The sequence below is a fragment of the Pseudomonas sp. CFBP 13710 genome (assembly GCF_014842235.1).
GTDB classification, from domain to species: domain Bacteria; phylum Pseudomonadota; class Gammaproteobacteria; order Pseudomonadales; family Pseudomonadaceae; genus Aquipseudomonas; species Aquipseudomonas baltica.
On record NZ_JACYVJ010000004.1, the window covers coordinates 25,398 to 51,372 of the forward strand.

The window sequence follows — 25,975 nt, forward strand, 5'->3', positions numbered from 1 at the left end:
CGCAGCGGCAGTTGGGGCTCTAGTGGTTGCGGCCCCGAAGCCACGCATTATAAGGGCAAAACCTTGGTTTTGCGGTGGTCGTTGGCTTAGACTCATCGGCCCCGCCCGTTATCGTCAGTGATGTCTGCCATGCTCGAACAGTACGTAAAGATGATCCTCACCTCGCGCGTCTACGACGTCGCGGTGGAAACCCCTTTGCAGCCCGCCGGGCAGCTGTCCGAGCGTCTGAACAACAAGATTCTGCTCAAGCGCGAAGACCTGCAGCCGGTGTTCTCGTTCAAGATTCGCGGCGCTTACAACAAGCTGTCGCAGCTCACCGCGCAGGAAGCAGCATGCGGCGTGGTCACCGCGTCGGCCGGCAACCATGCCCAGGGCCTGGCGCTGGCGGCGCGCGAGCTGGGCATCAAAGCCACCATCGTGATGCCCAACACCACCCCCGAAATCAAGATCGCAGGTGTGCGCTCGCGCGGCGGCATCGTGGTGCTGCATGGCGATTCGTTTGCCGAAGCCCTGGCCCACTCGCTCAAGCTGGTGGACGAGCAGGGCATGGTCTACATCCATCCCTACGACGACCCCTACACCATTGCCGGGCAGGGCACCGTGGCCATGGAGATTCTGCGCCAGCATCCGGGCGATCTCGATGCGATCTTCGTACCGGTGGGCGGTGGCGGGTTGATCGCCGGCATTGCCGCGTACGTCAAATACCTGCGGCCGGGCATCAAGATCATCGGCGTCGAGCCGGACGATTCCAACTGCCTGCAGCAGGCCATGCACGCTGGGGAGCGCGTGGTGCTGCCGCAGGTCGGGCTGTTCGCCGATGGCGTGGCGGTGGCGCAGATCGGTCACTACACCTTCGAGATCTGCAAGGACCACGTGGACGAGGTGATCACCGTCAGCACCGATGAGATCTGCGCGGCGATCAAGGACATCTACGACGACACCCGTTCCATCACCGAGCCTGCGGGCGCGCTCGGGGTCGCCGGGATCAAGAAGTACGTCGAGGCCCGAGGCGTGTCGGGGCAGACCCTGGTGGCGATCGATTCGGGTGCCAACGTCAACTTCGATCGGTTACGCCACGTGGCCGAGCGAGCCGAGCTGGGCGAGGGCCGTGAGGCCATCATCGCGGTGACCATCCCCGAGCGTCCGGGCAGCTTCAAGGCGTTCTGCGAGGCCATCGGCAAACGCCAGATCACCGAGTTCAACTATCGCTACCACACCGGCCATGAAGCGCACATTTTCGTCGGGGTGCAGACCCATCCCGAGCGCGACCCGCGCGCGGTGCTGCTGCAGACCCTCGAGGCGCATGGCTTCCCGGTGCTGGACCTGACCGACAACGAGCTGGCCAAGCTGCACATCCGCCATATGGTCGGTGGCCATGCGGTCAGGGTCAGTGACGAGATGGTGCTGCGCTTCGAGTTCCCCGAGCGTCCGGGGGCACTGTTCAACTTTCTCGACAAGCTGGGCGGGCGCTGGAACATCTCGATGTTCCACTACCGCAACCATGGCGCCGCCGATGGGCGTGTGGTGGCTGGGTTGCAGGTGCCCGAGGATGAACGCCATCTGGTAGCCGGCGCGCTGGCCGAGATCGGCTACCCGTTCTGGGATGAAACGGATAATCCGGCGTACCAGTTGTTCCTGGGGTAGTGATGCGGTGCACCGGCTTGAGTCCGCGGTGTGCCATTCGCGGGCAGAGCCCGCTCCCACAGGGGCGATGGGGTGTGCCAGTGGTTACAGGGGCAGGTCTCGCTGCGCTGAACTCGATGGCTGCTACGCTTGTCGATGATGCATCGTAATGACCCACGGGGATCACGCGTCATGGAAAGCCTGGCGGTTCTGAAAATATTCCACGTCGCTGCCACTGTTGTGCTGCTGGGCAGTGTGGCGGCCGTCATCTACCGAGCCTGGCGCAGCTGGAAGGGCGGCGACCGGCTACCGTTCGCCAGCACCCTGCAACGGCCCTGGGTGTATGCCTGGCTGGTCATGGCCCTGAGCCTGGTGAGCTTTCCCGTCACGGGATGGTGGCTGGTGCACAGGGTCGGTTGGCCTTTGGGGCAAACCTGGATTCTCACCGCTGCGGTGCTGTATGTGATCGGCGGTGGGGTCTGGTTGCTGCTGATCAACCGGGTGAACCGCCTGCGCTTCGCGACTGGGTTGAACGAAGGCGTAATCGCGGCCAAGCGCCGCAATGTGTTGATCATCGCAGCGGTGGCCGTAGTGGTGTTGCTGTCGATCATCGGCTTGATGGTGACCAAGCCTGCCTGAGGCAAACCGCAGCGCATTCTTCGCGGCCGATGACCGCTCCCACGGTTGGTCCCGATCCCTGTGGTAGCGGGCTCTGCCCGCGAAAAGAGCGCCGCGGTGTATCAGACAAACCGCAGCGCATTCTTCGCGGGCAGAGCCCCCTCCCACAGTTAGCAGCTATCAGCGCAGCGAGAGTTCTTTCCAGCCGCGGCGTTTGGCTTCCTCATGCAGGCGTGGGTCCGGGTCCACCACCACCGGGTGGGTGACCTGCTCCAGAAGAGGCAGGTCATTCATCGAGTCACTGTAGAAATAACTGTCCTGCAAGTCGTAGCCGTTTTCCTCCATCCAGCGATTCAAACGCGTCACCTTGCCTTCCTTGAAGCAAGGCACGTCGAAGCTGTGCCCGGTGTAGCGGCCGTCAACCATTTCGACTTCGGTTGCCAGCAAGGTCTCCACCCCAAGCCGCGCAGCGATCGGGCCAGTGACGAAGCGGTTGGTAGCAGTGATGATCACCAGCTTGTCACCCGCATCGCGATGCTGTTGCAGCAAGGCCGCGGCCTTGGGCAGCATGATGGGCTCGATGCAATCGCGCATGAATTCGCGATGCCATTCATCCAGTTGCGCCACGTCGGTCGCCGCGAGGATTTCCAGGGTGAAATCCAGGTACGCATTCAGGTCCAGGCGGCCGGCCAGGTAATCCTCGTAGAACTCATCGTTGCGTGCCTTGTACGTGCCGGCATCGAGAATGCCGCGTGTGCACAGATAGTCGCCCCAGGCATGGTCGCTGTCGCCGCCGAGCAGCGTGTTGTCGAGGTCGAAGAGGGCCAGGCGCATGAAATGACTCGCATGAAGTAAGGAAAAGGCCCACAGAATACGGACTTTTCACATGCGTGCACATAAGCTACGCGGCGTCGTTGCTGCCTTCACAGGCTTTGTGGAACAATGCCAGAACATGCGTTTACGAGGTTGTTGCCGTGATCGACCCCGATGGTTTTCGCCCTAACGTTGGCATCATTCTTACTAATGACGCCGGTCAGGTGCTATGGGCTCGGCGTATCAATCAGGACGCCTGGCAATTCCCGCAAGGGGGGATCAACCCTCAGGAAACGCCGGAAGAGGCCTTGTACCGCGAGCTGAATGAAGAAGTCGGGCTGGAACGCCAGGATGTTGAAATACTTGCCTGCACCCGCGGCTGGTTGCGTTATCGTCTACCCCAACGCCTGGTGCGTACGCACAGCCAACCGTTGTGCATCGGCCAGAAACAGAAGTGGTTTCTGCTGCGCCTGGTGTCCAACGAACAGCGCGTGCGCATGGACCTGACCGGCAAGCCCGAGTTCGATGGCTGGCGCTGGGTCAGCTATTGGTATCCGCTGGGCCAGGTGGTGACATTCAAGCGCGAGGTCTACAGACGCGCGCTCAAAGAGCTAGCCCCGCGCCTTCTTTCGCGCGACTGACGACGGAGTTCGACCCCGAGCCATGCTCAATACGCTGCGCAAGATCGTCCAGGAAGTCAACTCCGCCAAGGATCTCAAGTCGGCGCTGGGGATCATCGTGCAACGCGTCAAGGAAGCCATGGGCAGCCAGGTCTGCTCGGTGTACCTGCTGGATCTGGAAACCAACCGTTTCGTCCTCATGGCCACCGAAGGCCTCAACAAGCGTTCCATCGGCAAGGTCAGCATGGCCCCCAACGAAGGCCTGGTGGGCCTGGTGGGCACGCGCGAAGAACCGCTCAACCTGGAAAATGCCGCCGGCCACCCGCGTTATCGCTACTTCGCCGAAACCGGTGAAGAACGCTACGCGTCGTTCCTCGGCACGCCGATCATCCACCACCGGCGTGTGGTGGGGGTGCTGGTGATCCAGCAAAAGGAGCGGCGTCAGTTCGACGAAGGCGAAGAAGCCTTCCTGGTCACCATGAGCGCGCAACTGGCGGGCGTCATCGCCCACGCCGAAGCCACCGGTTCGATCCGCGGCCTGGGGCGCCAGGGCAAGGGCATCCAGGAAGCGCGTTTCGTCGGCGTGCCCGGCTCGCCCGGCGCGGCGGTCGGGACCGCGGTGGTGATGCTGCCGCCGGCCGATCTGGACGTGGTGCCCGACAAGAGCGTCAGCGACATCGATGCCGAGCTGGCGTTGTTCCAGAACGCCCTGGAAGGCGTGCGCAACGACATGCGCACCCTGTCGGCGAAACTGGCCACGCAGCTGCGCCCCGAAGAGCGGGCCCTGTTCGACGTCTACCTGATGATGCTCGACGACGCTTCGCTGGGCAGCGAAGTGACCAACGTGATCAAGACCGGGCAGTGGGCCCAGGGTGCGCTGCGCCACGTCGTCACCGAGCACGTCAACCGCTTCGAATTGATGGACGACGCGTATCTGCGCGAGCGCGCCTCCGACGTCAAGGACCTGGGGCGGCGCCTGCTGGCCTACCTGCAGGAGGCGCGTCAGCAAACCCTGGTCTACCCCGATAACACCATCCTGATCAGCGAAGAACTGTCGCCGGCAATGCTCGGCGAGGTGCCGGAAGGCAAGCTGGTGGGCCTGGTGTCGGTATTGGGCTCGGGCAACTCCCACGTCGCCATTCTGGCGCGCGCCATGGGCATCCCCACGGTCATGGGCCTGGTCGACCTGCCGTATTCCAAGGTCGACGGCATCAAGATGATCGTCGATGGCTACCATGGCGAGGTCTACACCAACCCCAGCGACATTCTCAGCAAGCAATTTGCCGATGTGGTCGAGGAAGAGCGGCAACTGGCGCTGGGCCTCGATGCCTTGCGCGAGCTGCCCTGCGTGACCCTGGACGGCCACCGCATGCCGCTTTGGGTCAACACCGGCTTGCTGGCCGATGTGGCCCGTGCCCAGCAACGCGGCGCCGAAGGTGTGGGGCTGTACCGCACCGAAGTGCCATTCATGATCAACCAGCGCTTTCCCAGCGAGAAGGAACAACTGGCGATCTACCGTGAGCAGCTGGCGGCCTTCCACCCCCTGCCGGTGACCATGCGCAGCCTGGACATCGGTGGTGACAAGTCGCTGTCGTACTTCCCCATCAAGGAAGAAAACCCGTTCCTGGGCTGGCGCGGGATCCGCGTGACCCTCGACCACCCGGAAATCTTTCTGGTGCAGACCCGCGCCATGCTCAAGGCCAGCGAGGGCCTGAACAACCTGCGCATTCTGCTGCCGATGATCTCCGGCACCCATGAGCTGGAAGAAGCCCTGCACCTGATTCACCGGGCCTGGGGCGAAGTGCGCGACGAAGGCACCGACGTACCGATGCCGCCGGTGGGGGTGATGATCGAAATTCCCGCAGCGGTGTACCTGACCAAGGAACTGGCGCGGCAGGTCGATTTCCTCTCGGTGGGCTCCAACGACCTGACCCAGTACCTGCTGGCCGTGGACCGCAACAACCCGCGCGTGGCCGATCTCTACGACTACCTGCACCCGGCTGTGCTGCAGGCCTTGCAGCACGTGGTCACCGAGGCGCATGCCGAAGGCAAGCCGGTGAGTATCTGCGGCGAGATGGCGGGCGATCCGGCGGCGGCGATCTTGTTGATGGCCATGGGGTTCGACAGCCTGTCGATGAACGCCACCAACCTGCCCAAGGTGAAGTGGATGCTGCGCCAGGTGAACCTGAGCAAGGCCAAGGAGCTGCTGGCGCAGTTGAGCAAGATCGACAACCCGCAAGTTATCCACAGCTCGCTGCAACTGGCCCTGAAGAACCTGGGCCTGTCGCGGATGATCAATCCGAGCACGCCGAAGAAGCACTGAGGCGTGCTGCAAGCGGTGAAGGCCGCAACGGCATCCCTGCAGATCAAATGAAACACCGCAGTGCTCGTTTCGCGGCCGAAGACCGCTCCTACAGTAGATTCTGTATCCCCACGCTTGCCACTAGTAGCCTGTCCCAGGCTCCACCAGACCTGCCATAGGTTCATCCCGTTGATGCCGACGGATGTTGTCCAGCAGCACCTGGAATGCCGAATGCGGATCGGTCATGGCGCCGATATGTGGCGTGAGCCAGATGTTCGGGTGGCTGAGGAAGGGGTGATCGCTGCGCGGCGGCTCTTCTTCCAGCACGTCGACGATCGCATGGGCCAGATGGCCTGAATCCAGCGCGGCCAGCAGGTCGCTTTCCACCAGATGGCCGCCGCGGCCCAGATTGATCAGGCTGGCGCCGGCCGGCAGCGCGGCGAAAGTCTGCGCATCGAGGATGCCGGCGGTGTCGGCGGTCAAGGGCAACAGGCACAGCAGGATGTCACAGCTGCCGAGAAAGTCCGGCAACTGCTCGCGGCCGCCATGGCAGTGCACGCCGGGCAGTGTCTTGAGCGTGCGCGACCAGCCACTCAAGGCAAAGCCGAACGGCCGCAGCGCATTCAGTGCCGCCTGGCCCAGATTGCCCAGGCCCATCACACCGACGCGGCGCTTGCCGGCTTCCAGCAGCGGATGGATCGCCCATTTGCCCTCGCGCTGTTGCTGCAGATAGGTCGGCATCTGGCGATGCAGGGCGAGCACGGCGAAGCCGGTGTACTCGATGATGCCTTGGGCAATGCCAGGGTCGAGCATGCGCACTACGCTGACCGACCCGGGAACGTGCGCAAGGTCGAACTGATCCACCCCCGCCGACGTGGCGAAGACCACCTGGAGTTGGGGGAATCGGTCATACAGGTCCGCTGGCGGCTGCCAGGCGGCGAAATAGCGGACCTGCGCCGGGTCGCCGATGTCCGGCCAGAAACGCACGGGAATATCCGGTGCATGCTGGGCGAACAGTGCCTTCCAGGCCGATGCACGCTCGTCGGGGACTTTGAACAGCAGCGTCATAAGGTGGGTTCTCATGGACCATCGGGGTTTACACCAACGATGCCAGATCGCTACGCAACATTCTTCCGAATCGAGCGGGTGAAACAGAACAAGTTGACCGTAGCAGCGGTGCTGTGTGGGAGCGGGGCTCTGCCCGCGAAAGGGCCGGTGCGGTGTGTCAGGGGTACCGCGGCGTTTGGTTCGCGGCCGATGACCGCTCCTACGAGCTGCGCAATCCCTGTAGGAGCGGCCTGTGGCCGCGAAAGGGGCGGTGCGGTGTCAGGGGTACCGCGGCCTCAACAGGCGGCAGCGATGGCTTCGCCCAGGGCGCGGGTGGTGCCGGTGCCGCCGATGTCGGCGGTCAGCGGTGCGTGTTCTGGGCCCATGGCCAGGACCTTTTCAATGGCCGCCAGAACCGCCGCGCCAGCCTCCGGATGGCCCAGGTGTTCGAGCATCATGGCGCCGCACCAGATCTGCCCGATGGGGTTGGCCACGCCCTTGCCGGCGATGTCCGGCGCCGAGCCGTGTACCGGTTCGAACAGGCTGGGGAAGTTGCGTTCCGGGTTGATGTTGGCCGACGGCGCGATGCCGATGGTGCCAGTACAGGCCGGGCCAAGGTCGGAGAGGATGTCGCCGAACAGGTTGCTCGCCACCACCACGTCGAACCAGTCCGGATGCAGCACGAAGTTGGCCGTGAGAATGTCGATGTGGTACTTGTCGACGTTCACTTCCGGGTACTTCTTGCCCATCTCGACCACGCGCTCGTCCCAGTACGGCATGGTGATGGCAATGCCATTGGACTTGGTCGCCGAGGTCAGGTGCTTCTTCGGTCGGCTCTGCGCCAGCTCGTAGGCAAACTTGAGAATGCGGTCGACGCCGACCCGGGTCATCACCGTTTCCTGCAGGACAATCTCGCGGTCGGTGCCGGGAAACATCTTGCCGCCCACGCTGGAATATTCGCCTTCGGTGTTCTCGCGCACGACCCAGAAATCGATGTCACCAGGCTTGCGATTGGCCAGCGGTGCCTTCACCCCAGGCATCAGCCGGCAAGGGCGCAGGTTGACGTACTGGTCGAACTCGCGGCGGAACTGCAACAGCGAATCCCACAGCGACACATGGTCGGGCACCACGTCGGGCCAGCCCACGGCGCCGAAGTAGATGGCGTCGTAGCCCTTGAGCGTTTCGAACCAGTCGTCCGGCATCATTTTGCCGTGAGCCAGGTAGTAATCGGCGCTGGCGAAGTCGAACCAGTCCCACTGCAAGTTCAGGTCGTAGCGGGCCGCCACGGTACCCAGCACACGGACCCCTTCGGGCATGACTTCCTTGCCGATGCCGTCACCGGGAATCACTGCAATCTTGTAATTGGACTTGCTCATGGTGCCACTCCACGGGTTGATGAACTTGCCGACTCAGTGTAATCAGGGTGTGCGGATTAATAATTGGCCTGGCGGTTAAGCCATTCTTAGATTCAGGTAAAGAATCCATGAGCATGATCGATGACCTGAGCTTCTTTCAGCAGGTGGCCACCCGCGCCAGCCTGACTGACGTAGCCCGGCATCTTGGCCTGTCGCTGCCAGCGGTGAGCAAACGGCTGAGCCAACTGGAACAGCGCCTGGGTGTGCAGTTGCTGCAACGCACCACGCGACGCTTGTCGCTGACGCCCGAGGGTGTGCTGTACCTGGAAGGCGGGCGGCCTATCCTGCGTCAGCTCGATGAACTGGAAAGCGCGCTGGGCACGCGTCAGCCGACCCTGCACGGGCGACTGCGGATCAACGCCACCCTGGGCTTCGGTCGCAGGCATCTGGCTCAGGTAGTCTCGGCATTCGCGCGCCTGCATCCCGAGCTGGAAGTATCCCTGGAACTGAGCAGCCAGCCCATGAGCCTGCTCGATGATCAGTTCGACCTCGGCGTGTTCATGGGCGAGCCGCCCGATTCGCGGCTCATCGCCGTGCGCCTGCTGGAGAATCCGCGCGTGCTGTGCGCAGCACCGGGATACCTTGAGAACATGGCTGCACCCCTCCGGGTGGCCGATCTGGCCGCCCACAACTGCATCGTGCTGCGTCAGTTCGGCAGCGATTACGCCATCTGGCGCTTCCGCAAGGATGGCCAGGACTACGCGCACAAGGTGACCGGGACGCTGTCGAGCAATGATGGCGAGGTGGCGCTGGGGTGGGCGCTGGACGGCCACGGTTTGATCCTGAGGTCGCGCTGGGACGTGCAGGCCCATTTGCAGAGTGGTGGGCTGCAGGCACTGCTGACCGATCACCAGGCACCGCAGGCCGACGTGTTTGCGATGTACCAGCAACGGCGCCATACGCCCCAGCGCATCACCGCATTCGTGCATTACCTGCGCGAGGCGCTGGGCCAACGATTGCCGTTTGCGGTCGGTGACCTGTAGCAGCGGCGCGAGCCGCGTCCGGCCTCGACGCGGTGGGGCAGATGTACCGCGGCGTTGGTGGCGCGGCTCGCGCCGCTGCTACAGGGTAGGCGTGCCGGGGTGGGTATAGATAACCTGAAATCATGGTGGTACTGACTAATGGTGCATTGTCGCGCAGGCTTCGCCTCTTGTACCTTCCAGCGGTCCCGCTCGGTCAAACAAAAATACAGAACCGGTGCAAACATGGGCTACCCGTCGAGGTTTTTGTCGCTGCCGAATTAATCTACCCCCAGGATGATTTGCCATGAAAACCTTGTCTTTCGGTTCTGTCCTATCCCTGTTGTACGTGGCCATGGCGTGTTCCACCAGCGCCCAGGCCGAGCAGATTACCTTCGTCTCCCAAGGTGGCGTGTATCAGGAGGCGCAGACCAAGGCCATCCTCGACCCTGCCGCCAAGTTGCTCGGGATAACCATCAAGCAGGACAGCGTTCCGGACGCCTGGCCCATGGTCAAGGCCCAGGGCGAAACCGGCAAGCCGGTGTGGGACGTGATCGACACCCCGCCTTCGAACTGTATCCGTGGCGGCCGCGAAGGCCTGATCGAGCCGCTGGACCTGGCGAAAATGCCTAACGTCAAGGGCATGCCCGAGGCCTATCGCACGCCTTACTCGGTGGCCTACGAGTTCTATTCCTCGGTACTGGGCTACAACACCAAGAGCCTGAAGAAAGTACCGCAAAGCTGGGCCGACTTCTGGAACGTCAAGGACTTCCCCGGCACCCGCGCATTGCGCAACGACCCCATGGGCACCCTGGAAGCGGCGCTGATTTCCGACGGCGTGCCGCGCGACAAGCTCTACCCGCTGGACGTCGATCGTGCCTACAAGCGCCTGGCCCAGATCAAGCCGGACATTGCCGTGTGGTGGAGTTCGGGCGGGCAGTCGGCGCAACTGCTCAACGACGGCGAAGTGGACATGCTGATGATCTGGAATGGCCGCGTGGGCGCGGTGAAGAAAGACAACGCCGATGTCGACTTCACCTACAACGACGGCATCTTGCAGAACACCCAGCTGTGCATTCTCAAGAACGCGCCGAACCTGGCCCAGGCGGTCAAGTTCGTCGACACCGCAGTGTCGCCCGATCTGCAGGCCGACCTGCCCAAGTACATCGATTACGGCCCTGGCAACCCCGCCGCGTTCGCTACTGGCAAGCTCAGCGCCGAACGGGGCAAGGAACTCCCAAGCTCGCCGGAGAACGCCGCCAAGCAGGCGCTGATGTCCGAAGAGTGGTGGTCGTCGGCTGACGGTATTGCCGCCAAGGACCGCTGGTTGAAATTCGTCCAGTAAGGCGGCCGCAAGCGTGATCGACTATCTGATTCTCGGCGGCGGCAGCGCGGGGTGCGTGCTCGCCGCGCGGCTGTCCGAAGACCCCAGCAAGCGCGTGTGCCTGGTGGAAGCCGGGCGTGACATTGCGCCGGGCAAGATGCCCGCGGCCATCGCCAGTCGCTACCCCGGCCGTGCCTATCTGGATGGGCGCAACATCTGGCAGCGCCTGACCGCACGCATGTCCACCCAAGGCAGCCGCCGCTATGAGCAGGCGCGCCTGCTCGGCGGCGGATCGGCGATCAATGCGCTGATGACCAACCGCGGGGCGCCGGATGACTACGACGAGTGGGGGCGGCTCGGTGCCGAAGGCTGGAGCTGGGAAAACTGCCTGCCGTACTTTCGCAAACTGGAAACCGACTGCGATTTCAGCGGGCCGCTGCATGGCAGCGACGGACCGATACGGATCCGGCGTACGGCGCCGGCCTTTCTGTCGCCCTTCGTGAAAGCGGTCATGGGGGTATTGGCGACTCGTGGCCTGCCCACCCGCCCGGACCAGAATGGGCAGTGGCAGGATGGCGTCTACGTGGGTGCCATCGGTGTCAGCGAGCAGGGTGAACGGATTCCGGTGTCGGTGTGCTATCTCACCGACGAGGTGCGTGCCCGCCCCAACCTGACCCTGCGCACGGAGTGTGTAGTGGACCGCGTGCTGTTCCGCGGCACCCAGGCGGTGGGCGCGCGTCTGCTGGGCCAGGCCGGCGTGGCCGAGGAAGTGTTTGCCGGGGAGGTGATCGTCTGCGCCGGGGCGATTCACAGCCCTGCGTTGTTGATCCGCAGTGGCGTTGGCCCGCTGGACCAATTGCTCGATCTGGGCGTGCCGCTGGTGGCCGACCGGCCGGGCGTGGGTGGCAATCTCATGGAGCATCCGTCGATTGCCGTGTCGGCGCTGCTGACGGCGCAGGGACGAACACCTCACGTCGACGAGCATCACGAGCAGGCCATCGTACGCTTTTCATCCGGGTTGCCGGGCACGGTGCCGGGTGACATGCACGGTGCGATCCTGTCGCGTTCCGGCTGGCACTCGGTGGGCTACCGGCTGGGCACGATGTTTTTCTGGGTCAACAAGTCCTACTCGCGAGGGCGGGTGCAGGTGACGTCGCTGGATCCGTTGCAGGAGCCCGAGGTCAGTTTCTCGATGCTGTCCGAAGCCCGTGACCTGCAGCGGTTGAAGCAGGCCCTGCGCATGGGTGCCGAGACGCTGTCGGCACCGGGGCTGGGCGGTCTGCGCAGTGTGGTGTTTCCATCCAGCTACTCGCCGCGGGTGGCCAAGGTAGCGATGCCTGGCCGTTTCAATGCCCTGCAGCGTGGGCTGTTGAGCGTGCTGCTGGACATCGCCGGCCCCTTGCGCGGGCTGTTGGTGCGAGGCCTGGTGACCCAAGGTGTGACCCTGGAAAAGTTGCTGGCCGACGACAAGGCACTGACGGCGTTCGTGCGCGCCAATGTGGGCGGCACCTGGCATCCGTCAGGCACATGCCGCATGGGCCGCGCGGAGGATCCCCAGGCAGTGACCTCGAGTGACGGGCGGGTGATCGGGGTAACGGGATTGCGGGTGTGCGATGCGTCGTTGATGCCGTCGATTCCATGCGCCAACACCAATGTGCCGACCATCATGATGGCCGAGCGTATCGCCGATCTGATCAAGGCGGGGTGAGGCCGCGTTCCTCCAGGCAGGCCGCGGCGTCTGGTTCGCGGCCGATGGATGCCCCTACGGGTTGCCGGTCAACGGTAGGAGCGGTCCTTGGCCGCGAAGGGCGCGCTGCGGTGTGTCAGGTACCCCAACCCACGATACCCTTCACCTCTAGAAACGCCTCCAACCCCCATTCGGCGTATTCGCGGCCATTGCCCGATTGCTTGTAGCCACCGAACGGCGCCGCTGCGTCCCAGCTGGGATAGTTGATGTAGACGCTGCCGGCGCGCATCTGCAGGGCCACCTGGCGTGCCCGCGCAAGGCTGGCCGACTGCACGTACGCCGCCAGCCCGAACACACTGTCGTTGGCCATACGTACCGCGTCCTGCTCATCGGTATAGGGCTGGATCACCAGCACCGGGCCGAAGATCTCCTCACGGGCAATCGTCATCTGTGCATCCACCCCGGCAAAGATCGTTGGCTGCACGTAATACCCGAGGTCCAGCCCGGCCGGCCGGCCCAGACCGCCACACACCAACTGCGCCCCTTCCTCGATGCCGATGGCGATCATCCGCTGGATTGCCTGGTATTGCCGGTCACTGATCACCGGGCCCAGGGTCGTGGACGGGTCGTCGGGCGCGCCGACTCGATGGGCCGATGCCGCCGCGCGAGCGATCGCCACTGCCTGGTCGTGCAGCGCGGCGGGTACCAGCATCCGTGTGGGCGCGTTGCAGGACTGGCCACTGTTGCCGAAACACCCGTTGACCCCTGCCGTCACCGCTGCGTGCAGGTCCACATCGTCGAGCAGGATATTAGCCGACTTGCCGCCCAGTTCCTGGTGCACCCGCTTGACCGTCGGTGCGGCCAGCCGCGCCACTTCCACGCCGGCCCGGGTGGAGCCGGTGAACGACACCATGTCCACGTCGGGGTGACTGGCCAGCGCTGCGCCCACGCCAGGCCCGTCACCATTGATCAGGTTGAACACGCCCGCCGGCACTCCGGCGCTGTGCAGCACTTCGGCAAAAATGATGGCGTTGATCGGCGCGATCTCGCTGGGCTTGAGCACCAGGGTGCAGCCGGCGGCCAGTGCCGGTGCCACCTTGCAGGCGATCTGATTGATCGGCCAGTTCCAGGGCGTGATCAAGGCCACCACGCCGACTGGCTCTTGATTGATCAGCGTGGTGCCGCGCCGGGTGCGGAACTCGAAGCTGTCCAGGGTGCGCAGCATCTGCTCCAGGTGACGCTTGCCGATACCGGCCTGCCAGTCATGGGCCAAGGCTCGCGGTGCGCCGACCTCCTGCATGATGGCCGCGGCAATGTCGTCGTAGCGGGCCATGAACGACTCGAGGATCCGTCCGAGCAGCGCCTTGCGCTCGGCCGGAGTGGTAAACGCAAAGTCGGTAAAGGCGCGTCGCGCCGCCGCGACCGCCGCATCGACATCGGCCTGTTCACCCAAGGCGATTTCGGTAAACGCCTGCTCGCTGGCCGGATTGATCACCGCCAGGCGCCGCGCGCCCGACGGCTCGACCCATCGTCCGTCTATATAGAACTTCAACGCGTTGTCCAAAATTCGCTCTCCACCAGTGATAAAAAAGGCCGATGCGCCTGCGTCCCCGTAGCAGCGGCGCAAGCCGCGTCCGAGTTCGCTGCGGGGAAAAAGGAGTTACGTGCCGTCAGAATAGGAACGGTTTTCCTGTCAGGGCAATTTACTAATAGTTTTCCCAGGCATAAACTCAGGTCATGTCCAACCTTCGCAGAAAACTGCCCAGCTCCGGCTCCTTGTTCGTTTTCGAGGCAGCCGCCCGTTGCGGCAGTTTCACCCGTGCGGCCGACGAACTCTGCGTCAGCCAGCCTGCCGTGAGCCGCATGCTCTCGCGCCTGGAAGAACACCTTGGGGTACAGTTGTTCGAACGCGTTCGTGGCGGCGCGCGGCTCACCGAAAGCGGGACCCTTCTTTACCGCCGCGTCCAGGAAGGTTTCGACACCATCGAATCGGCCATCGGCGAAATCTCGGCCCGCGCTACCGGCATGGAAACCATCACCCTGTCGGTGTCCACCGCGTTCACCACACACTGGCTGATGCCGCGCATGAGCCGTTTCAGCGAGCGCTTTCCCGCGGTGGACATGCGTTACCAACTCATGTCCGGGCGCATCGGCGGGCCGTTGATGGATGTCGACCTGGGCATGCGCTACCTCGACGCCGGCAGCGTCAAGGCCGCAGACAGCCTGGTTCTCCCCGAGATCACCCTGCCCGTGTGCAGCCCGCAATACCGTGCCGGCGTACCGAGCGGCAAGGGCAAGAATGCAATGCCTGCGCTGATCCACATGGACAACCAGGACCGTACCTGGGCGGCGCCTTTCGACCAGGGTGGACGCGCAGACAATGCCCTGGTGTTCTCCGATTATGCGGTGGTGGTGCAGGCCGCCTTGCTTGGCCAGGGCATGGCCCTGGGCTGGCTCAACGTGGTCTCGCACTGCCTGGCCAACGGGCAGTTGCTGCCGGTGGGTGACGAGGTCACGGTCAGTGCCCGGCACTGCTGCCTGGTGACACCGGCCAACCGTCCGAGCCGCCCTATCGTGGAAAGCGTGCGCCAGTGGATCATCGAAGAAATGCAGGCCGACATCATGCGCGTCGACGCGCTTTACCCACAGTTATGCCTGGCACGGAAGATCGCGGAGGCGTCATGAACACAGGTATGCCGCCATCGCGGGAAAAACAGTAGGTTATGCCCTGAGGTAAGGACAAAACAGAACATATGGCGATTCACCCGGCTGATAATTGAACCACACCTTGCACCTTCCCCTGGTTCATCATGCGGAGCGCCCTATGTCATTCAAGCAGTTCAAAGCCCTGACGTTCGATGTCGTCGGCACCCTGATCGATTTCGAAGCCGGCATTCTCAACCATGTGCGCGAAGTGGCAGGCGAAGCGGGCAAGGCGTGCAGCGACGACGACATTCTGAAGGCCTACCGCGATGCCCGCGCCATGCCCGATTCGGGCTGGTGGCCGGATGACCTGGAGCGCTGCTATCACTTGATCGCGCGCCAGCTCGGCTTGCCGGACAGCGACGAATACGCCCGCGGCCTGGCGTTGGCGGTGGAAAACTTCCCGGCCTTCCCCGACTCGATCGAGGCGCTCAAGCGTCTGCACAAGCACTTCAAGCTGGTGGCCACCACCAACTCGCAGATCTGGGCCTTGAACCACATGGCCAAGACCCTCGACGAGCCGTTCGATGTGCGCGTGACCGTCGACGATGTGCGATTCGAGAAGCCCGATCCGCAGTTTTTCGCCTACACCCGTGGGGTGCTGGCCACGCAGGGCATCGTCTTCGAAGAGATTCTCCACGTTGCGCAGAGCCAGTACCACGACATTGGCGTGGCCATGCGTCTGGGCTACCAGACCTGCTGGATCGAACGTCGCCACGCGCAGAAGGGCAGCGGCGGCACCCTGGAATCCGAGCACACCAAGCCGCACTACCATTTCACCTCGTTGGCGCAACTGGCCGACGCGGTCGAACAGGAACTGGGCTGACAACAGCGGCGCTTGCTCCGAGCGCCGCCTTCTGGTGGAAACCGGCTATGACTGCGAAGAGTTTATGGGCGGCCACCGCCCGACCGGCCCCGGCCCTGCAAGCATTGCACGGCGAGCGGCAGTGCGACGTAGTGATCGTCGGTGCCGGCTACACCGGGCTGTCTGCGGCTCACCACATTGCCCTGAGCGGCCGCGAGCCATTGATTCTGGAAGCCAATACCCTGGCCTGGGGCGCCAGTGGCCGTAACGGCGGCGTGGTGTCGCCCAAGTTTCGCGTCGGCTTTCCTGCCCTGATGCAGCGCTTCGATCGCGACACCGCTCTGCACATGTACCGCACCGGTTATGCCGCCGTGGACAGCCTGGTGGAAATGATCGACAGCCTGGGCATCGAGGGCGCGCAGTTGCACATGGGTGGGCACATTGCCGCGGCCCACAACGAACTTGCCCTGACCGGACTGCGCAACACCGCTGACTGGATCAAGCGCGAAACCGGCGGCGAGTCGTCGCGCATGATCGACGCGGCGCAGGTGCGGGAAATGACCGGCTCGACCCTTTTTCACGGCGGGCTGCTGACGCCGAAGGCGGGCGGCATTCACCCGCTCAACTACGCCCGGGGCATGGCTCACAGCCTGAACGAGCGCGGCGTGAAGATGTTCATCAACAGCCCGGCGTTGCAGGTTCGCCAGGAAGGCGACCGGATCATCGTGCAGACGCCCCAGGGTCGAGTCAGTGCCAGACAGGTGGTGTATGCCACCAATGGCTATTCCGACCAGAGCGCCGCGACCGATACTCTGCACCGACGGCTTATTCCCTTTCGTAGCGCAATCATTGCCACTGCACCACTGTCGGCCGACGTATTGGCCACGCTGATGCCCGGCGGCCAGGTCTGTGGCGACACCAAACGCATGCTGCGCTGGTTCCGGGTGGTCGGCGACCGGTTGATCTTCGGCGGCCGCGGGGCGTTCGGCAAAGACGATTCGGACAGCGCCTTCGCCACCCTGCAACGCAGCATGGGCGTGGTGTTTCCGGTCCTGCGCGACCAGCCCGTGGCGTTTCGCTGGTCTGGGCTGGTGGCCATGACCCTCGATTACCTGCCCCATGCAGGTCAACTGGACGCGCGCAGCTTCTATGCCATCGGCTACAACGGCGGTGGCGTGGCGATGTCCACCTACATGGGCAAGCAACTGGCAGCCATGACCGCGGGCGAACCGGTGCAACTGGGCCTGCTGGCGGGCGACACGTTCAAGCCCATTCCCCTGCATGCCTTTCGCGCGCCGGGTGTACGCTTGGCGGCAGGTTGGCAACAACTGCTGGATGCCATCGGCCGCTGAGCCGCGAACTTCTTCATTGCCAAGACGAGACCTATGCCCCCGATCCTGCATTATTTACAGCCCGCCATCGAACGCCGTCTACCCGTCGCCGCCTTTGCGTTGCAGGACGACCCCCTCGCGGCCGGCCGTACCGTGCATTTCCATGACCCCCACACGGGCTACGCGGTGGGCGCCTCGACCAGCGTCGGCGCCAATTTGTCGATCGATGATTTTCCCTGGGTCGAACTGGGGATTGTGGAGGCCGGCGAGCTGACCCTGCAGGGCGAGGGCTTCGACCTGCGCCTGAAGGCTGGGGATTGTTTCGTGGTGCCTCGTGGTGTGGCAGTGCGCTGGCAGCATCGCGGGCAGCTGCGTCGCCTGTTCATGGCTTTCCCCGGCTTGCCGCCGAGCACTGACATGCCTCGCACGCCGCTGAAGATCGACTTCGCTCAATCACTGCCGCCCAGCGATCCGCCGTCGGCAACAGTGCTGCTGACCCCGGCTCCGAAAGCCTGGAGCGCAACGCTGTTCAGCGTGGCCAACCTGCGTATCGGCCTGTGGCAGTGCGAGGCCTACGCGCGCAAGCAGGTGCAGCCGGCCTACAGCGAGCTGATGTTCATTCTGGAAGGCGCAGTGACCTTGACGCCCGAGCAGGGCGACGCCTGCACGGTCAGCGCCGGCGAGGTCGTGGTGGTGCCGGCGGGGGCGACCAATGCCTGGTCCAGCGAGCAGACGGTGCGCAAGGTGTTTTGCATATTGAGTTGAGACGGCGTAACGGCCGGACGCGGCATGGGATGTAGGGTGGGCGGACGTGAACATCGGCCTGTAGCAGCGGCGCAAGCCGCGTCCGGGGTCACCGCGGTGCGTGAATCAAACCGCGCGCACCAAACTGCGCAACGGCACAGCGCTCTTGAGCACCGGGCTCTTGATGACGATGTAGCTGAAATACTTGTCGATACCGATGTTCTTGTCGAGGATCGACTCCATCAGCTCCTGGTAGTGCTGGATGCTGCTGCACAGGAACCGCACCAGGTAGTCATACCCGCCGCTGATCAAATGGCATTCGAGCACCTCGTCGATGTTGCGGATGCTCGATTCGAACTTCACGAAATCGGCGCGTTTGTGGTCCGACAGTGTCACCTCGGTGAACACCGTGACGGAGCTGGCGAACTTGGCCAGATTGACGTGCGCTTCATAGCCACTGATGTAGCCCGCCGACTCAAGGCGTTTGACCCGTTGCAGGCAGGGGCTGGGGGACAGGCCAACGGCTTCGGCGAGGCTGACGTTGGTCATGCGCCCGTCCTTCTGCAGCTGCACCAAAATATTGATGTCGATGCGATCCAGTTTCGTTGCAGCATCCATGGGGTGGACCTCGTCAAGTCAAAGCATGAACGTGGGCCTCAGGCGTGCAATGCCGTTTGATGGGCATGGGCGAGGTCCGCAAGGCTGGCGTATTCACAGCGCTTGCCGTCCAGAGCCTGGGGCGAAAGATTCCATGGCTGGCGGTGGTCACGGTGCAGGGTACACACCGGAAAATCCACGCGCAGGTTCCAGGGGTCATCCGTTTCGGTACTGCGCACCGGCAGCAACTGCGAGCGCTCCAGGCCCAGGCGCTGCAGCTCGGTGGCGAGGCTGCTGTGCCAGTCATCGTTGCAAGGTTCGATGACCGCATCGAATGCCACCGGCAAGCGTTGGGTCAGGGCGCCGACATCGATGCCGTGGGGTGGGGCGATCAGTATCAACCGGTAGAACTTGCTCAGGTACTGCAGGGCGCCGGGGGCGTCTTCGAAGATCGGCCAATGGGCCGACGAGCTACCGAAAGCCACACTTTCATCCCAGCCGGGAATCACATGCAATCGGTGCGCCATGCGCTGGTACAGCTGGCCGTGGAACGCACTGGCACTGGGGTTGCCGCCCGCCTGGCCGAGCTCCTGGGCGATGGCGCGGTAGGCCGTCAGCAGTTGCGCGTCACTGCCGGGAGTCTCGCTCTGCACCGACAAGGGTCGCAGGCCTTCGAGAATGCCCCGTTCACGGTCGACCAGGGTGGCATAGGAGAACCCCAGGGCCTTGTACTGTGTGACTTTCATGGATTGCTCCTGAGCGACGGTATGAAGGGCTTCCCTGCAGACTCCTACAGCTTTTCCACCGTAGGAGCGGTCGGTGGCCGCGAACAGCGCGCCGCAGTGTGCCAGGTGTACCGCGGCGCATTTTTCGCGGCCGCTGACCGCTCCTACGTTTGGACCTGATCCCTGTAGGAGCGGTCGGTGGCCGCGAACAGCGCGCCGCAGTGTGCCAGGTGTACCGCGGCGCATTTTTCGCGGCCGATGACCGCTCCTACGTTTGGCCCTGATCCCTGTAGGAGCGGTCCGTGGCCGCGAAGAGCGCGCCGCCCGCCCCGCTCCCACAGTCAGGCCCCGGCTTTTGCCAATGCCGTGTCGAGCATCTGCAAGGCTTCTGCCACCTGCTCGGCGCTGGTCACCAGCGGCGCGAGGAAGCGGACCACGTTGCGATACAGCCCACACTTGATCACCAGCAACCCCGCCTGGCGCGCTTGGTCGATGACCCGCTGGGCCAGATCGGCATCGGCGCTGTGCCCGGCATCGTCCTTGACCATCTCGATGGCCAGCATGAAGCCCAGGCCCCGCACATCACCGATGCGCGGATAGCGTTTCTGCAGCCCCAGCAAGCCCTCGCGCAACTGCACCGCACGCTGCTCGCCCTGCGCCAGCAGGTCTTCGTGCTCGAACAGGTCCAGCACCGCCAGCGCCGCCGCACAGGCCACGGCGTTGCCACCGTAGGTGCCGCCCAACCCACCGGGCGTCGGCGCATCCATGATCTCGGCCCGGCCCACCACCCCCGACAGTGGCATGCCACCGGCCAGAGACTTGGCCACCGTGACCAGATCCGGCTGGATACCCGCATGCTGGAAACCGAACATTTTCCCGGTGCGGCCGAATCCAGCCTGGATTTCATCGGCGATCAACACGATGCCATGCTGCGTGCACAGCGCACGCAGCGCCTGGAGAAACTCCACCGGCGCGGCCAGGAAACCGCCGTCGCCCTGCACCGGCTCGATCAGGATCGCCGCGACCCGATCCGGCGCCACGTCGCTGGCAAACAGCTCGTGCAACTGCGCCAGGGCGTCGTCGCTGCTGATGCCGCGATAGGCATTGGGGTAGCTGGCGTGATAGATCTCCGCCGGGAACGGGCCGAAATTCTGTTTGTAGGGCTGGCTCATGCCGGTCAAGGTCACCCCCAACAGGGTGCGTCCGTGGAACCCTCCGCGAAACGAAATCACCGCAGGCCGCTGGGTGTAGCCGCGGGCGATCTTGATCGCGTTTTCCACCGCTTCGGCGCCGGAGGTGAACAGCACGCTCTTGTAGTGCTCGTCCCCGCCGACCAGCACGTTCAGCCGCGCGGCCACGTCGATGTAGGTCTCGTAGGCCGCCACCTGAAAACTGACATGGGACACCTTGCCCACCTGGCTGCGCACCGCCTCGACCACAGCGGGGTGATTGTGGCCGACATTGAGCACGCCGATGCCGCCGACGAAATCCAGATAGCGCTTGTTGTCCACATCCCACAGCTCGGCACCCTGGGCGCGCGCGGCCACTATCGGGTGCGCGGTGGCGATGCCACGGGGCACGTGTTGTTCGCGCAGGGCCAGCAGGCGTTGATTTTCGGTCAGTGCAGAATTCATCTCGATCTCCGTGAGCGCCGAGCGTGGCGGGTGATGTGATCAGGATAAGGAGTGGCGCAAATCACAAGCACCGAAGTTGTGGGTTTGGCTGGGGTGTTTGCGTTTTTTTTGCGGGTGGGGCGGTAGATTCGGTTGTTTGGGTGGTGGGGTGTCAGTGCTGGCCCCTTCGCGGGCAGAGGGCTCGCCGCCCGCCCCGCTCCCACAGTTGTGCAGGTCCTTGTGGGAGCGGGCTCTGCCCGCGAAGGGGCCTGCACTGACCTCCTCAAACCCCGGCGCGCGGCACCACGATGGTGTCTTCCGGATGCAGGCGCATGAGCATCGGCGAGCCGATCGGCGGCAGGCTCAGGTTGCCTTCGTGGTGGCTTGGCTGGCGCAGGCTGACGGTGGGCCCACCGTCCAGATCGACGAAGACCTTCAAGCTTTCGCCCTGAAAGACGATGTCGGCGACGCGCCCGCTCAGACGGTTCCATTCAGGCCCGGCGCTGGCGCTGTCCAGCAGCAGCTTTTCCGCTTGCAGCGCCAGGAATACATCGCCCGTAGCGGGCACCGGGCGCGTGGTGCGCAGGGCCGTGGAGCCCAGGGTCAAACCGTTGTTCGCGCTGCGTTGCAGCGGCACCAAGGTGCTTTCGCCGATGAAGCTGGCGACGAAGTCGTCCGAAGGGTGGTCGTGCAGGCGGCGTGGCGTGTCGACCTGAACCAGTTGCCCGCCGCGCATGATGGCGATGCGGTCGCTCATGGTCAGCGCTTCACGCTGGTCGTGGGTGACGTAGATCATGGTCGCGCCCAGGCGCTTGTGCAGGGCGCGCAGTTCGATCTGCATGGTCTCGCGCAGCTGCTTGTCCAGGGCCGACAGCGGCTCGTCCATCAAAATCAGTTTGGGTTCGAAAACGATGGCCCGGGCCAGTGCCACGCGCTGGCGCTGGCCGCCGGAAAGCGCGGCAATCGAGCGCTCTTCGTAGCCACTGAGTTCCACCGTGGCCAGGGCCTGTTTGACCCGCTCCCGGCTCTTGCCTGCGCTTTCGCCGCGGGCACGCAACGGGAAGGCCACGTTCTCGCCCACGGTCATGTGCGGGAACAGCGCGTAATTCTGGAAGACCACGCCGATTTCGCGCTTGTGCGGCGGCATCAGGGTAACGTTGCGCTCGCCGAACAGGATGTTGCCGGAGCTCACCCGAATGAAGCCACCCAGAATGCTCAGCAAGGTGGTCTTGCCCGAACCCGAGGGCCCCAGCAGCGACATGAATTCGCCGGCTTCCACCTTGAGATTGACGTTGTCCAGCGCCTTGAGGCTGCCGTAGTGCTTGCTGACCTGGTTGACGCTGACCGATTCGAAACCTTCAGTGAAATTCATCTGTGGTGCTCCAGAAAATGCTGAATAGGTGGTCATGGGTTACCTGACAATCCGCGCTGCCCGCCGACGCGGCTCGCGCCGCTGCTACAGGAGAATGCGATCGACAAGGGAATGCGATCTTCTGTAGCAGCGGCGCGAGCCGCGTCAGGGCCGTCATGCGATGCCGATGCCCGACACAGATCAACCCAACCCACCGATGTGCCAGGCCTTCACTTCGAGAAATTCATCCAGGCCGTACTTGGATCCCTCGCGGCCGGTGCCCGACTGCTTCACGCCGCCGAAGGGCGCCACTTCCATGGAGATGATCCCGGTGTTCAAGCCGACCATGCCGAACTCAAGACGCTCGCCCACGCGCCAGGCGCGGCGCATGTCCTGGGTGAAGTAGTAGGCACCCAGGCCATAGGGCGTGGCATTGGCCAGCGTCAGCGCTTCGTCCTCGGTGTGGAAGCGGAACAGCGGCGCCACGGGGCCGAAGGTTTCCTCGCTGGCCAGCAGCATGTCGGCGTTGGCGTCCAGCAACACCGTGGGCTGCACGTACAGGCCATCGTTTTGCGGCAACCCACCAATGGCAACGGTAGCGCCTTTCTCCACGGCATCGCTGATGTGGCGGGCCACCTTGTCCACTGCCGCAGCGTTGATCAACGGGCCGATGGTCACACCCTCGGCCAGACCGTCGCCGACTTTCAGCTCGGCCACCGCCGCCTTCAGGCGTTCGGCGAAACGTTGGTAGATGCCGTCCTGCACCAGAATGCGGTTGGCACACACGCAGGTCTGCCCGGCGTTGCGGAATTTGCTCTGCATGACGCCGGCAATGGCCAGGTCCAGGTCGGCGTCATCGAACACGATGAACGGTGCGTTGCCGCCCAGCTCCAGGCTCAGGCGCTTGATGGTCGTCGCGCACTGGCTCATCAACAGCTGGCCGACGCGGGTGGAACCGGTGAACGACAGCTTGCGCACGGCCGGGTTGCTGGTCATCTCGCCGCCCACGCCTGCCGGCAGGCCGGTGAGCACGTTGAACACCCCGGCCGGAATGCCTGCGCGTTCGGCCAACACCGCCAGGGCCAGGGCCGACAGCGGGGTCATCTCCGACGGCTTGACCAGCACCGGGCAACCGGCGGCCAGGGCCGGTGCGCACTTGCGGGTGATCATGGCGTTGGGGAAATTCCACGGGGTGATCGCCGCGACCACGCCGATCGGCTGCTTGAGTACCAGGATGCGGCGGTCGGCAGCGGGTGAAGGAATGGTGTCGCCATAGATGCGCCGCGCTTCCTCGGCGAACCATTTGACGAAGCTCGCACCGTAGGCAATTTCACCGCGCGACTCGCCCAGGGGTTTGCCCTGTTCGGCGGTCATGATCAAGGCCAGGTCTTCCTGGTTGTCCATGATCAGTTGGTACCACTTCTCCAGCAATTTGGCGCGCTCGGCCGCAGGCACTTCGCGCCAGGTGACGAAACAGGCCTCGGCGGCGGCAATGGCGCGCCGGGTTTCGGCTGCCTGCAAGGCCGGTACGTTGGCGATCACGCTGCCATCGGCTGGATTGGTCACGGCAAGGGTGGCGCCGTCATCGGCGGTGATCCACTGGCCATTGGCGTAGGCGCGCTCGACGAGCAGGGAAGGGTCACGCAGTGAATGCTTCAACATGATCAAGGTGCCTTTGCAGTCCGAACGATGGACCTAGTGTAGAAATGTCCACGCAGCGGGCGATGCCGAGATGGGGCACGCGGCGCGGCGCGGATGCTGAATTGCGGTGGGGTGGCGGCAGGCTGTGCTGGGGGGTGTTACCCCTGCTTGTTCCGCCCAGCCACCACCACCAGAATCAGCGACGCCAGAATCAGGATCGAACTGATCGCCGCAATCGTCGGGTCGATTTCGTCGCGCAGTGCAGTGAACATGCGCTTGGTCAGGGTCTGGTTGTCACCCCCGGAAATGAACAGCGCTACCACCGTTTCATCCAGCGAAGTGATGAACGCGAACAGGGTTGCCGAAACCACGCTGGGCTTGATCTGCGGCAAGGTCACCGCCATGAACGCGCGAAAGCGGTTCATGCCCAGACTGCGCGCGACCATCTCCTGCGACATGTCGAAATTGCGCAGCCCGGCGAGCAGGGCAATGATCACGTAGGGCAGGGCCAGCATGATGTGCGCCAGTACCAGGCCGGTCAGCGAGCTGATCAGCCCCACCCGCGCGTAGACGAAGAACACCCCCGCCGCGATCAGGATGATCGGCACCATCATGGGCAGCAGCAACACGATCTGCAGGGTGCGGATGACCTTCAGGCTCGAGTTGTTGATGGCGTAGGCCGCGGCCATGCCGATCGGCAGGCTCACTGCAGTGGTCACTACGGCCGTGATCAGGCTGACCCGCGCCGCCGACATCCACTCGGCACTGTGGAAGAAGGCTTCATACCAGCGCAGCGACCACTCCTTGGGCGGGAACTGCAGGAAGCGCGCCTCGGAGAACGACATCGGTACCACGATCAGCACCGGGATGATCAGGTACAGCAGAATCGCCGCGACCAGCACGGTGAACAGCACATGCGACAGGCGTAGCTGGCGCAGGTAGGCAAGCGTATTCATCAGCGTGCTCCCAGGATGCGTTCGATGGGGATGAAGCGGTTGATGCCCCAGAAGATCAGGAACACCACGAACAGCAGCACCAGGCCCACCGCACTGGCGGCGCCCCAGGCGTGATAAAGCTCGACGTTGCGCTGCACCAGCATCGACACCAGGATGGTGCGACCGCCGCCCAGCAGTTCAGGGGTGATGAAGAAGCCCAGGCAGATCACGAAAACCAGGATGGAACCGGCCATCACACCCGGCGCCGCCATCGGCAGGAACACCCGGCGAAAGGTGTAGAAGGGTTTGGCGCCCAGGCTTTCGGAAGCCTGCATCAGGTCCTGGGGAATCTTCTTCATCACCGAATACAGCGGCAGCACCATGAACGGCAACATCACGTGTAGAGTGCCGATCACCGTGCCGGTGGTGTTGTGCATCATGTTCAGCGGTTGGTCGATGATGCCCATGTCCAGCAGCGTCTGGTTGACCACCCCGCGCCGCTGCAGCAACACCAGCCAGGCGTAGGAGCGCACCAGCACGCTGGTCCAGAACGGCAGGATCACGCAGATCAGAATCAGGTTGGCCCAGAAGCCCTGCAGGCGCGAGGCGGCGTAGGCTATCGGGAAGCCCATGACGATGGACAGCAGGGTCACGATCAGGCTGATCTTGAACGTCAGGTAGAACGTATCCCAGTAGATGCGTTCTTCGAAGATGCGCGCGTAGTTGGCCAGCGAAAAGCCGTCTTCGGTCTGTACCGACTGGAACGCCAGCCAGCACATCGGCAGGATCAACAGCACCACCACCATGAACAGCGCCGGGGCGAGCAGCAGCAACATCGAGGTATTCTCCCGACGTTCCTCGCGCGCCAGGGCATCGGCATTGCTTGCAGGCGGCTCGCTGTGGGCGTCAGGCATGGATTTGGCGAGATAGGCGTTGGACATGGAACGATTCCTCACGGCCGAGCGCCGGTGAAACAGCGCAAGCAGCTTGTTGTTGGTCGGTCATGGCGACCCTCAAGGTTCAATGTACCGACTCAGCCAAGAACGAAACGGGCTTAAAAGGCCTGCGCCGGAGTGGTTTGTTTCGTATTGAGGGTGGGCGACAGCAGCAACTGCGTTGGCC

22 protein-coding genes are annotated in these 25,975 nt (G+C 63.8%); 11 read left to right on the forward strand and 11 right to left on the reverse strand.

Translation table 11 applies throughout. From position 1 onward, the window contains the following. Window positions 1–129: 129 nt before the first annotated feature. Together ilvA and IFT44_RS11080 are read left to right on the forward strand one after the other, a co-directional pair. Entirely contained in the window at window positions 130–1,644 is a 1,515-nt protein-coding gene (gene ilvA / locus IFT44_RS11075; RefSeq protein ID WP_192047942.1) for a threonine ammonia-lyase, biosynthetic, read from the forward strand. Window positions 1,645–1,815: 171 nt separating this feature from the next. Next, window positions 1,816–2,262 (forward strand): DUF2269 family protein, encoded by a 447-nt coding sequence (locus IFT44_RS11080; protein ID WP_122714411.1) that lies wholly within the window; start codon window positions 1,816–1,818, stop codon window positions 2,260–2,262. Between the two features lie 159 nt (window positions 2,263–2,421). Here the strand turns inward: IFT44_RS11080 and IFT44_RS11085 are convergent, their stop codons facing one another. Then, entirely contained in the window at window positions 2,422–3,075 is a 654-nt protein-coding gene (locus IFT44_RS11085) for a histidinol-phosphatase (RefSeq protein WP_192175905.1), read from the reverse strand. A 140-nt stretch (window positions 3,076–3,215) separates the two neighbouring features. On the opposite strand from IFT44_RS11085, the gene IFT44_RS11090 reads away from it, so the two are divergent. Continuing rightward, the gene (locus IFT44_RS11090) at window positions 3,216–3,695 is read left to right on the forward strand and encodes an RNA pyrophosphohydrolase (RefSeq protein WP_043191776.1); all 480 of its coding nucleotides are present in this window, start codon (window positions 3,216–3,218) and stop codon (window positions 3,693–3,695) included. Between the two features lie 22 nt (window positions 3,696–3,717). Then, window positions 3,718–5,997 (forward strand): phosphoenolpyruvate--protein phosphotransferase, encoded by a 2,280-nt coding sequence (ptsP, locus tag IFT44_RS11095; protein ID WP_043191774.1) that lies wholly within the window; start codon window positions 3,718–3,720, stop codon window positions 5,995–5,997. Window positions 5,998–6,117: 120 nt separating this feature from the next. Here the strand turns inward: ptsP and IFT44_RS11100 are convergent, their stop codons facing one another. Both IFT44_RS11100 and IFT44_RS11105 read right to left on the reverse strand, forming a co-directional pair. After that, on the reverse strand, window positions 6,118–7,044 hold the full coding sequence (locus IFT44_RS11100; protein ID WP_192176004.1) for a 2-hydroxyacid dehydrogenase: 927 nt from the start codon (window positions 7,042–7,044) through the stop codon (window positions 6,118–6,120). Window positions 7,045–7,319: 275 nt separating this feature from the next. Beyond that, a complete protein-coding gene (locus IFT44_RS11105) occupies window positions 7,320–8,399 on the reverse strand; it encodes a tartrate dehydrogenase (RefSeq protein WP_192175906.1) in 1,080 nt (359 codons plus the stop codon). Window positions 8,400–8,506: 107 nt separating this feature from the next. On the opposite strand from IFT44_RS11105, the gene IFT44_RS11110 reads away from it, so the two are divergent. The 3 genes from IFT44_RS11110 to IFT44_RS11120 all read left to right on the forward strand — a co-directional run bounded on the left by IFT44_RS11110 (window position 8,507) and on the right by IFT44_RS11120 (window position 12,429). Next, window positions 8,507–9,421: a LysR substrate-binding domain-containing protein gene (locus IFT44_RS11110; RefSeq protein ID WP_192175907.1), complete on the forward strand. Its 915-nt coding sequence runs from the start codon at window positions 8,507–8,509 to the stop codon at window positions 9,419–9,421. A 283-nt stretch (window positions 9,422–9,704) separates the two neighbouring features. Further along, on the forward strand, window positions 9,705–10,742 hold the full coding sequence (locus IFT44_RS11115; protein WP_122480612.1) for an ABC transporter substrate-binding protein: 1,038 nt from the start codon (window positions 9,705–9,707) through the stop codon (window positions 10,740–10,742). Between the two features lie 13 nt (window positions 10,743–10,755). Next, a complete protein-coding gene (locus IFT44_RS11120) occupies window positions 10,756–12,429 on the forward strand; it encodes a GMC family oxidoreductase (RefSeq protein WP_192137502.1) in 1,674 nt (557 codons plus the stop codon). Between the two features lie 115 nt (window positions 12,430–12,544). Here IFT44_RS11120 and IFT44_RS11125 read toward each other — a convergent pair whose 3' ends face one another. Beyond that, window positions 12,545–13,972, reverse strand: coding sequence for an aldehyde dehydrogenase family protein (locus IFT44_RS11125; protein WP_192175908.1), 1,428 nt, complete (start codon window positions 13,970–13,972; stop codon window positions 12,545–12,547). Between the two features lie 173 nt (window positions 13,973–14,145). Here IFT44_RS11125 and IFT44_RS11130 point away from each other — a divergent pair, with 173 nt between their 5' ends. The 4 genes from IFT44_RS11130 (at window position 14,146) to IFT44_RS11145 (ending at window position 18,012) form a co-directional block, all read left to right on the forward strand. Beyond that, a complete protein-coding gene (locus IFT44_RS11130; RefSeq protein ID WP_192175909.1) occupies window positions 14,146–15,093 on the forward strand; it encodes a LysR family transcriptional regulator in 948 nt (315 codons plus the stop codon). A gap of 139 nt (window positions 15,094–15,232) precedes the next feature. Further along, window positions 15,233–15,937, forward strand: coding sequence for an HAD-IA family hydrolase (locus tag IFT44_RS11135; protein WP_122480608.1), 705 nt, complete (start codon window positions 15,233–15,235; stop codon window positions 15,935–15,937). A 47-nt stretch (window positions 15,938–15,984) separates the two neighbouring features. After that, entirely contained in the window at window positions 15,985–17,268 is a 1,284-nt protein-coding gene (locus IFT44_RS11140; RefSeq protein WP_192175910.1) for an NAD(P)/FAD-dependent oxidoreductase, read from the forward strand. Between the two features lie 33 nt (window positions 17,269–17,301). Beyond that, complete coding sequence (locus tag IFT44_RS11145; RefSeq protein ID WP_192175911.1) at window positions 17,302–18,012, forward strand: cupin domain-containing protein; 711 nt, start codon at window positions 17,302–17,304, stop codon at window positions 18,010–18,012. Window positions 18,013–18,117: 105 nt separating this feature from the next. Here IFT44_RS11145 and IFT44_RS11150 read toward each other — a convergent pair whose 3' ends face one another. The 7 genes from IFT44_RS11150 to IFT44_RS11180 all read right to left on the reverse strand — a co-directional run bounded on the left by IFT44_RS11150 (window position 18,118) and on the right by IFT44_RS11180 (window position 25,794). Continuing rightward, window positions 18,118–18,609 (reverse strand): Lrp/AsnC family transcriptional regulator, encoded by a 492-nt coding sequence (locus tag IFT44_RS11150; protein ID WP_043191751.1) that lies wholly within the window; start codon window positions 18,607–18,609, stop codon window positions 18,118–18,120. Between the two features lie 38 nt (window positions 18,610–18,647). Next, window positions 18,648–19,334: a hypothetical protein gene (locus tag IFT44_RS11155; protein ID WP_185794848.1), complete on the reverse strand. Its 687-nt coding sequence runs from the start codon at window positions 19,332–19,334 to the stop codon at window positions 18,648–18,650. A 320-nt stretch (window positions 19,335–19,654) separates the two neighbouring features. Then, window positions 19,655–20,947 carry a 4-aminobutyrate--2-oxoglutarate transaminase gene (gene gabT, locus IFT44_RS11160; protein ID WP_192058845.1) on the reverse strand — a complete coding sequence of 431 codons (1,293 nt, stop codon included), beginning with the start codon at window positions 20,945–20,947 and terminating at the stop codon, window positions 19,655–19,657. 262 nt (window positions 20,948–21,209) lie between these two features. Further along, on the reverse strand, window positions 21,210–22,298 hold the full coding sequence (locus tag IFT44_RS11165; RefSeq protein ID WP_192056596.1) for an ABC transporter ATP-binding protein: 1,089 nt from the start codon (window positions 22,296–22,298) through the stop codon (window positions 21,210–21,212). Window positions 22,299–22,478: 180 nt separating this feature from the next. Then, a complete protein-coding gene (locus IFT44_RS11170) occupies window positions 22,479–23,939 on the reverse strand; it encodes an NAD-dependent succinate-semialdehyde dehydrogenase (RefSeq protein ID WP_192175912.1) in 1,461 nt (486 codons plus the stop codon). Between the two features lie 137 nt (window positions 23,940–24,076). After that, window positions 24,077–24,874: an ABC transporter permease gene (locus IFT44_RS11175; protein ID WP_122480602.1), complete on the reverse strand. Its 798-nt coding sequence runs from the start codon at window positions 24,872–24,874 to the stop codon at window positions 24,077–24,079. Next, complete coding sequence (locus IFT44_RS11180; RefSeq protein WP_122801315.1) at window positions 24,874–25,794, reverse strand: ABC transporter permease; 921 nt, start codon at window positions 25,792–25,794, stop codon at window positions 24,874–24,876. Before IFT44_RS11180 ends, IFT44_RS11175 begins: the two co-directional genes overlap by 1 nt. Window positions 25,795–25,975 lie beyond the last annotated feature (181 nt).